The sequence below is a fragment of the Cupriavidus metallidurans CH34 genome, from assembly GCF_000196015.1.
Lineage (GTDB): Bacteria > Pseudomonadota > Gammaproteobacteria > Burkholderiales > Burkholderiaceae > Cupriavidus > Cupriavidus metallidurans.
Window position 1 is genome coordinate 1,487,453 of sequence record NC_007974.2, and the last position, 11,816, is coordinate 1,499,268.

Sequence of the window (11,816 nt, forward strand, 5' to 3'; positions counted from 1 at the left end):
GGAAGACGGCTCCATGCCCCGCGTACTTTGTGTCAATTCGCCACCTGCCCATCCTGGTGTCTCTGCGGGCCTCCATGGACGATACCGGCGATAGCGAAGTCGGCCCGCGGCAACCCCTCCGGTCGCATCTGGATTCCCGACTTATTCAGCGGGCCAACAACGGATGACATTCTGACGCTGCAATATTTCGGAAATAAGACGCTGCCGAGCCTGATACCGCACACGTGGATCAGATCCACGCTTATTTCTGTTGCGTCCGTTATCGTGGCGCCATCCACTCGCTAGAATGAAACAACCTGCTTCCCGGAGAGTACGTATGAAACGCGATGCCGTTGCCGTGACCGAGACAACTCCAGAGGGGCTGGCCGCCCTGATCTATCACATTGCCCACAGTGCCAGTCAGGGGCAGCTCGATCCCGAATTCGTACGCAAGCTTGGCAAGCGCGTGGACAAAGAACTCGAAGCGATGGAAGCCGGTGGCAAGATGAATGCGACCGACAAGAAGCAGTTGCTGCACGCGGTGCAAACGCTGCACACGACCACAGACGTGGAGGAAGGTGCCCGCCTGACACGCGCGCTGGAGCGCCTGCGCGATCATGATGCGCGCGCCGCGCTGCCCCCCGCCCAGTAAAAGCCCCCGCTGAAAACGAAGAACGCCCCTGGGCCGCCAAGTCGGTCCAGGGGCGTTTTTTTATCCGGCAGGACGGGGGGAAAGGCCCCGCCTGTCGGTGCCTCCCTTTAGCCGGATCGTGGATGCTTAGAAGCGGTGACGGATGCCTGCGATGGCGCCAGTCTGGTTGGCACCGGCGATAGCCGTGCCAGCACCGTTGAGGCCCAGGTTCGATGCGCCCTTGTTGGTCACGTAGCCCACGTTCAGATAGGCATCGGTGCGCTTCGAGAAGGCGTAATCGGCCGACAGCACGAACATCCACGAATCGTTGTTGCTCTCATGCGCATCAGTGTAGTACGCGGCACCAGTCAGGGACAGGGCCGGGGTCACGCGGTACAGGCCGCCGAGCCAGTAGACATTGTTGCGCGCGGCGGCAGTAGCAGCCGTGGCCACGCCATCGTCACGCATCCAGCGATAGCCGGCGAACACCTTGGCCGGGCCAAAGTCGTAGGACGTACCGACGGCCAGACGTTTGATGGCGCGGTCCGAGATGGCCGGCGTGCCGCTCTGAGTCTGGTCATAGGCGGTGCCGACCGAGAAGGCGCCGGCGGTGTAGGCCAGGCCGGCGCCGAATGCGCGACCAGCCTTGTAGTTGCCCGGCACTTCGCCGTTATTGTTGGCACCCGTGCTGTAGTACCCGGTGCCGGTCAGGCCACCGAACTTGCCCGTGTACTTGAGCGAGTTGTCGGCGCGGCCATTGAAGCCCGAGTCAACCGAGTTCAGCGAGTACTTCGGACCCACGCCCATCGGGTCGTAGGCACCGAACAGGTCATACAACGCGTTCTGCTGGCGGCCCAGGGTCACAGCACCAAAGCCGCCCTGCAGGCCCACAAAGGCCTGGCGACCGAACAGTCGGCTGCTCTGGCCGGACAAACCGGTGTCGATGTCGAAGCCCGACTCGAGCGTGAAGATACCCTTCAGGCCACCGCCCAGGTCTTCCACGCCACGCAGGCCCCAGCGCGAACCGGACATGTTGCCCGAGCTCACGCGCACCGCGGTACCACCGTTGCCACCCGGGGAATGGGTAGCGAATTCAATACCTGCGTCGGCGATGCCGTACAGGGTCACGTTCGAGGCGGTTTGTGCCGATGCAACGCCGGACAGGGCGCACGTACCCGCAGCCGCCAAGGCAAATAGAGCTTTCTTCACTGTATATTTCTCTGTTTTGTTTAAGACATTGAGATGCTTCCCCGCTCCGCAGTCGTCCGGAAAGTGCTTGCGACACAACGCCGGCGAGCGGTGACCGATAGGGGCGCATCGCAATTATTCCGATTCAGTATGAAATTCTTGTGTCGTAACAAGAGTTATTGCCATATCAGGAATCCACCCTCATAGAGGGTTGTGCTTTCAGACGATGCGTGATTCGGGTTTTCCCTGCCCACAATTTGGTAGCATTCACACTTTTCCGAGAACGGCATTTGACGCCCCGATGACAGCGCGCAACGGGACCGAGGTGCCTGTGTCAATGCGCCTGGATTCCATCAAGACCTTCATCGCCTCACGCCTGTCGCTGATCCGTCAGCATTTGCGCCGTCCCACGCGGCGCGAGGTCGTGCTGGCGGTGGCCGCCATCCCGGCGCTGGTGCTGCTCTATATCCTGTTGCTGATCCCGTTCACGCCGGGCATCAGCGACATCCGCAAGGCCAAGTCCGAACAGCCCGCGCAGGTACTGTCGGCCGACGGCAAGGAAATCGCGGTCTACCGCTGGGCCAACCGCGACTGGGTCAAGCTTTCCGAGATCTCGCCCAATGTGGTCGACGCGCTGATCGCCACCGAGGACCACCGCTTCTACCAGCACCACGGGCTCGACTGGCGGCGCACCGCCTCGGCCGCGCTGCATACGTTCTCGGGCGACCGCCAGGGCGGTTCCACGCTCACGCAGCAGCTGGCGCGCAACCGCTACCCGGACGAGATCGGCCGCGCGCCCACTTTGACGCGCAAGCTCAAGGAAGCGATCACGGCACTGAAGATCGAAGCGCTTTACTCGAAGGACGAGATCCTCGAGACCTACCTCAACACGGTGCCGTTCCTGTACAACGCGTTCGGCATCGAGATGGCCGCGCGCACGTACTTCGACAAGTCCGCCGACAAGCTCGACGTGCTGGAAGCCGCGACGCTGATCGGGATGCTCAAGGGCAACAGCTACTACAACCCGGTGCTGAACCCCGAGCGCGCGCTGGATCGCCGCAACACGGTGCTGGCCCAGATGGTGAAACGCGGCAAGCTCGACCCGGCCCGCTTCGAGACGCTGAAGAAGCGGCCACTGCGCATCGACTTCGAGCGCCAGATCGAGGCACCCGGCCCCGCACCCCACTTCGCCCAGCAACTGCGCAAATGGCTGATTACCTGGGCTGACCGCAACGACTACAACCTCTATACCGACGGCCTGGTCATCCATACGACGATCGATTCGCGTCTGCAGACCATGGCCACCCAGGCACTGACGCGCCAGGGCAACCAACTGCAATCGATCGCCAACGCTGCCTGGGCACCGCGCGCGGGATGGTCCGAGAGCCGGGGTCTGGTGCAGGCATTCGTGCGCGAAACGCCGGAGTTCCGCGCCGCGGTGGCTGGCGGCCAGAGCGAGGAAGACGCGCTGAAGCGCCTGATGGCCGATCGCCCCTTTATGCAGGCGCTGCGCGAGCAGAAGACGCGCGTGCAGGCGGGCTTCATGGCGATGGACCCGACAACCGGCGAAATCAAGGCCTGGGTTGGCAGCCGCGACTTCACAGTCGACGCGTTCGACCACGTAGCCCAGGCGCGTCGCCAGCCCGGTTCCACGTTCAAGCCTTTTGTCTATGGCGCCGCGTTCGCGCGCGGGCAGAGTCCCGACGAGACCTTTATCGACCAGCCGGTCGAGATCAAGCTGGCCGGTGGCGAAATCTGGCGCCCCACCGATGAATCGCCGCCCACGGGCCGCGCGCTGAGCCTGCGTGACGGTCTGGTCTACTCGAAGAACACGATCACCGCCCAACTGGTGCAGACGATTGGCGCGGACCGCGTGGCGCAACTGGCCCGTGCGATGGGCGTGCGCGACAGCAAGCTCGAAGCCGTGCCATCGCTGGCGCTGGGCACGAGTCCGGTGACGCTCAAGGAAATGGTCAGCGCCTACGGCACCATCGCCAATGGCGGGCAATACCTCGCGCCGACCATGGTCACGCGGATCGAGGACCAGCAAGGCAATGTGCTGGCGCAGTTCCGCGATCCGTCACCGCAACGCGCGTTGTCGACCTCGGCCAACGAGACGCTCGTCGACGTGATGCGCGACGTGATCGACCGCGGCACCGGCACGGCGATCCGCACCCGCTTCGGCATCCGTGCCGACGTGGCGGGCAAGACCGGCACCACCCAGGACAACGCCGACGGCTGGTTTATCCTGATGCATCCCCAGCTCGTGGCCGGCGCATGGGTCGGCTTCAACGACAGCCGCGTGACGCTACGTAGCGACTACTGGGGCCAGGGCGCACATAGCGCGCTGCCGATCGTCGGTGACTTCTATCAACGGGCCCTGCGCGCGAGGATCATCGACCCGCGCGTGCGCTTCGCGGAATCCAACGAGAAGACCTGGTACTCCGCGATTACCGATCAGATCAAGGGCTGGTACCAGAAGCTGTTCGGCGCCGGCAAGAAGGAAGACGCCGCGCCCGTTCCACGTCCGGCGCCGCGCCGCCCGGCACTGCCGGAGACCGATAACGACGCATTGCCACCGGCCAGCGCATCGGCGGCAATCGCCGACGGCGGCATGGCACTCGACCCGGGTGAAGTGGTGGAAGCCACGCCACCGTCGTCTTCCGCAAGCGCCCCGGCAGCCCCGGCCGCTCCAACCGCGCCTGCCATCCCGGCATCAGCGCCGTCCGTGCCGGTGGTCTCGCCCGTACCGCCAGTGGCACCTTCGGTGGCCGGCGAGCCGGCTCAGTCGGATGCGGCGCCGGCTACAGCGCACTGACACAGCCACACAGACGCTGGCAGTGATTCAGGGCGCCGCGCGCAACGCGCGCAGCGCCTCCTCCGACAATGTCAACGCCGGTACCTCGGCGGGACGTGCCAACAGGTAACCCTGCGCATAGTCGATACCGAGTTCGCGGCACACGAGCAGATCGTCCACGCGCTCGATGCCCTCAGCCACCAGCTTCGTGCCACTGAGCTTCGCCAGCTTGCACAGCGCGCGCACGGCTTCGAGCTGGAACGTCGACGTGGCAATGCCGTCGATGACGACGCGGGCGATCTTCACGTAATCGGGCTTCATCGCGATCCACTGGCCGAGGTTGGCATGGCCGGTGCCGTAGTCGTCGAGCGCGAACTGCGCGCCGCGCGCGCGGATCGAGAAGACGGCCTTGGTCAGCGATTCCAGCGGCCCCAGTGGTGCCTGCTCGGTCAGCTCCAGCACGATGCGGTCCGAAGGCATGTCCACGCGCTGCAGGAAGTTGCGCACATCCTCCCGCGTGTCCTCGATATCACGCAGGGAGTCCGCGCTGTAGTTCAGGAATAGCTTGCCGGGCAGGCGCGCCTGCATGAATGCGGCAATCGCGGTGCGCGCGGCTAGCCGCTCCATGCGCACCAGCGCCCCCGCCCTGGCCGCTTCCGCGAACAGGGCGACAGGGTTCTCCAGCGGCGTGCCCACCGGGCCGCGTATCAGTGCCTCATACCCGAGGATGTCGCCAGTGGCGAGCGACCCGATCGGCTGGAAAACCGGTCGCAGGTACCTTTGTTCGAGGCAATCGGCGATGGTTGGCGTCATGGTGGCGACAAGGCTTGCACTCAAACTGGCGTTGGTTCATGCGGATCTTGCTATCGGAAGAATCCGCTCCCACCGCAGCTATCGGCATAACTCCTCCGCCACTTGAGCCACAACGCACCCTACTTGACGGGGGCATCACCCCCCACTTTCGCACCCCCTGCCCCCGGCTGCCACCGCATTTGCCACCACACCCTCAGCGCTACACCAGACCGATATCCCGCGAGCGCGTCCCCGGAAACACCTGCGCCAGACGCGCATCGTCCAGGCCATACAGACGACGGAAGACACCCCCCAGCACAGCGCGGTAGTCGTTCAGCACGGGATAGTCCCGGTTCTGATTGAGCGAGGCCTGCGTCACCGCGACCTGCTCGCCGACGATGCGGCCACCACGTACATTGCCGCCTGCGACCCAGTACACCGTGCCATGACCGTGGTCCGTGCCGCGCGTGCCGTTCTCGCGGAACGTTCGGCCGAACTCCGAGATCGCCACCACCGTCGTATTGCGCCAGGTCGGGCCAATCTCTTCGGCAAATCCGGCAATGCCGCGCCCCAGGTTATCGAGCAGGTTCGCCAGTTGGCCCTGCGCGCCCCCTTGATTGACGTGGGTGTCCCAGCCGCCCACATCGATGAAACCGATATTGAATTTATCGCGCATCAGCCCGGCCATGCGGCGGGCTTCCTGCTCGAAGCCACGGGCGCTCAGCGCGCGCCGGTTGGCCGCCTGCATTTCGTCCATGCGGCCCGACATCGACTCACCCTCCGCGCTGCGCATCGCGGCCTCATGCTTGCGCATCGCCTCGGCCTGCTCGGCAACCGTCTGGCGCAACTCGAAGCCCTCGGCAATCAGCGACTCGAAACGTGTTCCCTTGTACATCTGCGCCAGCATCTGGGTCTGGCGCGCGTCAAATGGCGTACGCCCGGTGCCCTTCAGCGACACGTTTGGCACGCTGAGCGCGCCCGACATCACCATCGGCAAGCCATCGGTAAACGCCACCGGAGCCGCCTGACCACCCATCGACTGCGCCAGGCGATTCAGGAAACCGCTTCCGCGTGGCATGCCGCCGCCGTGCCCATCACCCGCCAGTCCGGCTTCGATGCCGTCCTGCGTCTCGAAGTGGCTGCGCGACATGTCACTGGTCCCCGCGAACGGGATGAACGCCAGTTGCTGGCGCTGCCACAGCGGCAACATCGTCGTGCCCAGTACCGGGTGCAGCGCCCAACCGTCCGCCGACAGCGGCAGCGACGCAGCCGGATCGGGCGACGCACCGTCGGCCACCGGACGCTTGATGGCGATCGTCGGCCGCGACGCATAGTAGAAATCGCTGCCCGCCGGCACCAGAACGTTGGCCGCATCGTAGCCACCGCGCAGGAACACCAGCAGGAAGCGCGCATCGGCCTGCGCGGGCAGCGCGAACACGCGCGACGACATCGTCGGCAGCGTCAGGGCCAGCCCCGCGCCACCCAGGGTCCTGAGCCAATCACGTCGATTCATGACATGCTCCTTGCGCACTCAACGTTGCATCCATTCGGGCGAACTCAGCAATACCGCATTCCATTCCTGCTGAGACCCGGCCTGCGCCAGCGCGCCGCGCGTGGCGGGGCCCAGCGTGGCTTCGATCGTGTCGTAGAACATGCGGCTATTCGGCATCGGAAAACCACGCCGCTGCGTGGGTTGGCCATCCTCGCCAGTGAACAGGCCCGCCGGGCCGTTGCCGATGGTCCGCGCGATCTCGAAGCGCCGCACCAGTTGGCCCGAACTGGCCCACGCGCTTTCGGCGGCCGGGTAGCCGTCCGGCGTCACGTGGCCATACAGCGGCTCGCCCAACTGATTGAGCCAGTTGATTACCGGACGCAGATTGGTGACTGGCCGTCCGTCATAGGCCAGGCGCATCGACGAGACCACAAAAACCATCGGATCCTTGAACTTGCGCGCGCCGTGGGCCGCGGCACTGTCGAACTCTTTCGACAGCAGCATCGTCCGCAGCACCGCGCCGATATCGCCGTCGGTACGCGTGAACGTGGCGGCCATCCGGTCGACCAATGCCTGCGGCGGGGTATCGGACACGAAGTACGTGGCCAGCTTCGCCGAGATAAAGCGCGCCGTGGCCGGATCGCGCGACAGGATGGTCACGGCCCGCTCCACCTCGCTGTAGCCAGTGGGCTCGATGCGCTGGCCCAGCAGCACCTTGGAACCGAAATCATGGCGATTCGGATTGAATTCGAACAGCCCGTCGCTGCGATACATGGCCGCGCGCGCCGGCCCTAGCTTCGGCGGCTCTCCGCGCAGGTTCACACCCAGCCCGGTCAGCACGCGTGCCAGTTCCTGCACGTCCTGCTGCGTGTAGCGCGAGCCGCTGGGTCCGCCCGATATGCCCAGCGTGTGCAACTCCATCAGCTCGCGCGCGTAGTTCTCGTTGATGCGATTGGCCGCGCTCTGCGCGTTGTCCAGATACACCAGCATGGCCGGTGAGGTCACCGTCGCCATCACCAGATCCCGGAACTTGCCCAGCGCGTGCGGACGGATCGCGCGCTCCTCATACTCGGGCAGCATCGACCCGACCTGCCCCTTGGCCGCATAGACGCTGAAGTGGTTCATCCAGAACCAGGTCATCTGCTCGCGCAACTGGCCGGGCGAGTACAACGCCCTCAGCAGATGACGACGCTCGGTGTCGAGCACGAGTTCCCGCGTCTGGCGGTTGATCGCCTGACGCGCCTGCTGCTTCTCGGATTCGTCGGTAAGCGTGTTGATGCGCTCCCGCTCGGCGCGCACGGCCTGCTGGCGCTGTACGGCATCGCCCTGGCTGACGGGCAGCGCCGCGATTGCCGCCGCCACCGGTTGCGGGTCTGCCAGCGGCGTGTGCAACTGCTCTTCCAGATAACGCTCGCGTCCGATCGTCTGGAGGCGCTGCACGCTGGCCTGGTCAGCGCCGAAGCTGACCGTGTTCAGCCAGCGCAGGTCGGCCGACGACAGGCTGCCGGGCTGCGTCGCCCCCGATGGCGGCGTCTGGGCGCAGGCCGCCAGGAACGTTGCCGTGGCCAGCAGCGCCAGCAGGCGCTGCCACTTCCGTGCGCTCGATTTGGGGTTAACCATGAGGACACCCTCTTCTATGACAGATACAGATGGGAATGCCGGTTTGACGCCTGGACGATGCGGTTGGTTGACGGCCAAAGGTACCGAGTCTGTTACGAGAGCTTTCCGCCTGGGCCTGTCATCGCCCGGTCACACTCGCATCCGAGAATTCGGCTTCATGACAGGCGCAGGGCCCGGGCGAATCGCATCGACGATGCGGCATCGCAGCAACGGAAAACCTTGACGCCTGATTTTTCGGCGCTTCAATGAAAACGTTTTCATCGCTGCATGCCCCCACCCCCCGACGAGGAAGCCCATGGCGCCGTCCCGCCGAACCGTGTTGTCGCAAAGCGTTGCCTCCGCCGAGCCCGGTCATGGTGTGACACTGGCCGACGTCGCCCTCGCGGCGAAGGTATCGCTGGCCACCGCCTCGCGTGTGTTCAGCCATCCGCAGCTCGTCAGGGAAACCACCGCCAACCGCGTTCACGAGGCCGCGCAGCGGCTGTCGTTCCGCCCCAACCTGCTCGGCGCCAAGCTGCGCGCGCAGCAGACCCGCATTCTCGGCGTCATGCTGCCCACGCTGGAAAACGCGGTATTCGCCGAATGCTGGCGCGGCATCGAGGAATCGGCGATGGTCGCGGGCTACTCGCTGATGCTTGTGACGAGCGGTTACGACACCGAACGCGAGCGCGAGCGGATCGAATATCTGCTCCGTCATCGTGTCGACGGCATGGTGCTGACCGTTGCGGATGCCGCCCAGAGCCTTGTTCTCGACCAGCTCGACAAGGAGTCGGTGCCCTACGTGCTGGCCTATAACCAGGTATCGCTCCCAGGCCGGCACTCGGTGTCCGTCGACAACCGCGCCAGTGCATGCGAGGGCGTCAAGGCGCTGATCACCGCGGGCCACCAGCGCATCGCCGTGATCTCCGGCGCCTTCATGGCCTCCGATCGCGCGCGGCAGCGCTTCGCGGGCTATGAGGACGCGATGCGCGCGCATGATTTGACGCCGCTCGCCCCGGTCTGCCTGCCCTCGCACACAGCCAGCAATGCCATGCAGATTCGTGAACTGATGACGCGTGCCGACGCCCCCACCGCATTCTTCTGCACCAACGACCTGCTGGCGATCGGCGTAATTTCCGATCTCAAGCGGCTGGGCCGCCGCGTGCCGGGCGACGTATCCGTGCTCGGATATGACGGCATCGCGCTTGGCGCGCTGGTGGAGCCGCCGCTGGCCACCGTCATGCAGCCGAACGCCGAGATCGGCGCGCAAGCCGTTCACCAGCTTTTGCAACGGCTCCAGCATCGCAACCTGAACCACGATGACGCAGCAGAAGGCGCTTTCCTGCTGCCACACATGCTGCGCCTTGACGGTACCGTCAGCGCGCCGCGATAAAACCTGCCTACAAGCGCCATACGCACCACTTGCCGTCTCAACCTTCAACCAGGGAGCTTCACATGTCGACGCAATCCTTCTGGCGCCGTCCGCTGCGCTGGCTGGCCATCACCGCAACCGCCGCGGCCTTCAGCCAGGGCGTGGCCGCGCAAACCGCCATCTGCTACAACTGCCCGCCCGAATGGGCCGACTGGGCCGCGCAGATCCGCGCGATCAAGGAAAAGACCGGCATCACCGTGCCACTCGACAACAAGAACTCCGGCCAGTCGCTGGCGCAGCTGGTTGCCGAGCGCGCCAGCCCGGTGGCCGACGTGACCTACTTGGGCGTGACGTTCGGCATCCAGGCCAAGGCCGATGGCGTGACGCAAGGGTACAAGCCGGCCAACTGGAACGACATTCCCGACGGTCTCAAGGACCCGCAGGGCAACTGGTTCGCGATCCACTCCGGCACGCTCGGTTTCATGGTTAACGTCGACGCACTGCGTGGCAAGCCCGTGCCGCAGTCATGGGCCGACTTGCTCAAGCCGGAATACAAGGGCCTGATCGGCTACCTCGACCCGGCCAGCGCCTTCGTCGGCTATGTGGGCGCCGTGGCGGTGAATCAGGCAATGGGTGGCACGCTGGACAACTTTGGCCCGGCCTTCAAGTACTTCCGCGAGTTGCAGAAGAACCAGCCGATCGTGCCGAAGCAGACCGCCTATGCGCGCGTGCTGTCTGGCGAGATTCCCATCCTGCTCGACTATGACTTCAACGCCTATCGCGCCAAGTACAAGGATCACGCCAACGTGGCGTTCGTGATTCCGAAGGAAGGCACGCTGGTGGTGCCCTACGTGATGAGCCTGGTCAACAACGCGCCCCATGCCACCGAAGGCCGCAAGGTGCTTGATTTCGTGCTGTCCGACCAGGGCCAGGCGCTGTGGGCCAACGCCTACCTTCGCCCGGTGCGTAACGTGCCGATGCCGAAGGACGTGCAGTCGCGCTTCCTGCCCGCCGCCGAGTACGCTCGCGCCAAGCCGGTCGACTTCGGCAAGATGGCTCAGGTGCAGAAAGCCTTCAGCGAGCAGTACCTGAAGGAAGTCCGCTGATCCAGGCGCCGCCAGACTCCATCATGACCAGACGATCCCCCGCCCTCTTCCTGTTCGCGCTGCCCGCGCTCGTCGTGTTCCTGGCGTTCTTCTGCCTGCCGATGGCACGGCTGATCGAAGTCAGCCTGACCGGCAAGGACGGCGCGGGGGTCTACTGGACCGTGCTGACCAGCGGCCGCTACCTGCACAGCCTGATGGTGACCGTGCTGCTCTCGGCGCTGGTCACGCTGGCGACGCTGGTGATCGCCGGCATATCGGGCACGTTCCTGCAACGCCATCCGGTGCCGGGCAAACCAGTGCTGGTGGCAATGCTGACGTTTCCGCTGGCCTTCCCAGGTGTGGTGATCGGCTTCATGGTCATCATGCTTGGGGGCCGCAACGGCCTGCTGGCTTCGATTGGCGATGCGCTGACCGGCGAACGCTGGACCTTCGCCTATGGCCTCGCCGGCCTGTTCGTTGGCTACCTGTACTTCTCGATTCCGCGCGTGATCCTGACGGTGATGGCCGCCGTCGACAAGCTCGACACCTCGCTGGAGGAAGCGGCGCGCTCGCTCGGCGCCAGCCGCTGGCACGTGGTGCGCGACGTGATGCTGCCTGCGCTGATGCCGGCCATGCTGTCGAGCGGCGCAATCTGCTTTGCCACCAGCATGGGCGCGTTCGGCACGGCCTTCACGCTGGCCACCCAGCTCGACGTGCTGCCGCTGACGATCTACAACGAGTTCACCAACTACGCGAACTTCGGCATGGCCGCCGCCCTGTCGATCCTGCTTGGTGCTGTCACCTGGATGCTGCTGGCGCTGGCCCGCTGGTACTCCGGCGATGCGGTCGCCGCTACCGCCTAGAAGGCCCTATCAAAATGA

Annotated in this window: 9 protein-coding genes; 5 read left to right on the plus strand and 4 right to left on the minus strand. The window is 65.1% G+C overall.

Annotated features, from left to right (window positions below; translation table 11 throughout):
- Positions 1-316 precede the first annotated feature (316 nt).
- The gene (locus RMET_RS24805) at positions 317-631 is read left to right on the plus strand and encodes a hypothetical protein (RefSeq protein WP_008641381.1); all 315 of its coding nucleotides are present in this window, start codon (positions 317-319) and stop codon (positions 629-631) included.
- A gap of 126 nt (positions 632-757) precedes the next feature.
- Here the strand turns inward: RMET_RS24805 and RMET_RS24810 are convergent, their stop codons facing one another.
- On the minus strand, positions 758-1,819 hold the full coding sequence (locus RMET_RS24810) for a porin (RefSeq protein WP_011519260.1): 1,062 nt from the start codon (positions 1,817-1,819) through the stop codon (positions 758-760).
- Positions 1,820-2,135: 316 nt separating this feature from the next.
- Here RMET_RS24810 and RMET_RS24815 point away from each other — a divergent pair, with 316 nt between their 5' ends.
- Positions 2,136-4,616 carry a penicillin-binding protein 1A gene (locus RMET_RS24815; RefSeq protein ID WP_011519261.1) on the plus strand — a complete coding sequence of 827 codons (2,481 nt, stop codon included), beginning with the start codon at positions 2,136-2,138 and terminating at the stop codon, positions 4,614-4,616.
- A 27-nt stretch (positions 4,617-4,643) separates the two neighbouring features.
- Here the strand turns inward: RMET_RS24815 and RMET_RS24820 are convergent, their stop codons facing one another.
- From RMET_RS24820 to RMET_RS24830, 3 genes are all read right to left on the minus strand, one after another.
- Positions 4,644-5,408, minus strand: a complete 765-nt coding sequence (locus tag RMET_RS24820) for an EAL domain-containing protein (protein WP_011519262.1) — start codon at positions 5,406-5,408, stop codon at positions 4,644-4,646.
- A 199-nt stretch (positions 5,409-5,607) separates the two neighbouring features.
- A complete protein-coding gene (locus RMET_RS24825) occupies positions 5,608-6,900 on the minus strand; it encodes a DUF1501 domain-containing protein (protein ID WP_011519263.1) in 1,293 nt (430 codons plus the stop codon).
- An 18-nt stretch (positions 6,901-6,918) separates the two neighbouring features.
- On the minus strand, positions 6,919-8,499 hold the full coding sequence (locus RMET_RS24830) for a DUF1800 domain-containing protein (RefSeq protein ID WP_011519264.1): 1,581 nt from the start codon (positions 8,497-8,499) through the stop codon (positions 6,919-6,921).
- A 295-nt stretch (positions 8,500-8,794) separates the two neighbouring features.
- On the opposite strand from RMET_RS24830, the gene RMET_RS24835 reads away from it, so the two are divergent.
- The 3 genes from RMET_RS24835 to RMET_RS24845 all read left to right on the plus strand — a co-directional run bounded on the left by RMET_RS24835 (position 8,795) and on the right by RMET_RS24845 (position 11,798).
- Positions 8,795-9,871, plus strand: a complete 1,077-nt coding sequence (locus RMET_RS24835) for a substrate-binding domain-containing protein (protein WP_011519265.1) — start codon at positions 8,795-8,797, stop codon at positions 9,869-9,871.
- Between the two features lie 62 nt (positions 9,872-9,933).
- Positions 9,934-10,956 carry an ABC transporter substrate-binding protein gene (locus RMET_RS24840; protein WP_011519266.1) on the plus strand — a complete coding sequence of 341 codons (1,023 nt, stop codon included), beginning with the start codon at positions 9,934-9,936 and terminating at the stop codon, positions 10,954-10,956.
- Between the two features lie 23 nt (positions 10,957-10,979).
- Positions 10,980-11,798 (plus strand): ABC transporter permease, encoded by an 819-nt coding sequence (locus RMET_RS24845; protein ID WP_008641400.1) that lies wholly within the window; start codon positions 10,980-10,982, stop codon positions 11,796-11,798.
- Positions 11,799-11,816 lie beyond the last annotated feature (18 nt).

Coding starts and splice junctions, on each gene's coding strand:
- RMET_RS24805 (WP_008641381.1), top strand. CDS start 317: ATGAAACGCGATGCCGTTGCCGTGACCGAGACAACTCCAGAGGGGCTG.
- RMET_RS24825 (WP_011519263.1), bottom strand. CDS start 6,900: ATGAATCGACGTGATTGGCTCAGGACCCTGGGTGGCGCGGGGCTGGCC.
- RMET_RS24815 (WP_011519261.1), top strand. CDS start 2,136: ATGCGCCTGGATTCCATCAAGACCTTCATCGCCTCACGCCTGTCGCTG.
- RMET_RS24840 (WP_011519266.1), top strand. CDS start 9,934: ATGTCGACGCAATCCTTCTGGCGCCGTCCGCTGCGCTGGCTGGCCATC.
- RMET_RS24830 (WP_011519264.1), bottom strand. CDS start 8,499: ATGGTTAACCCCAAATCGAGCGCACGGAAGTGGCAGCGCCTGCTGGCG.
- RMET_RS24820 (WP_011519262.1), bottom strand. CDS start 5,408: ATGACGCCAACCATCGCCGATTGCCTCGAACAAAGGTACCTGCGACCG.
- RMET_RS24835 (WP_011519265.1), top strand. CDS start 8,795: ATGGCGCCGTCCCGCCGAACCGTGTTGTCGCAAAGCGTTGCCTCCGCC.
- RMET_RS24845 (WP_008641400.1), top strand. CDS start 10,980: ATGACCAGACGATCCCCCGCCCTCTTCCTGTTCGCGCTGCCCGCGCTC.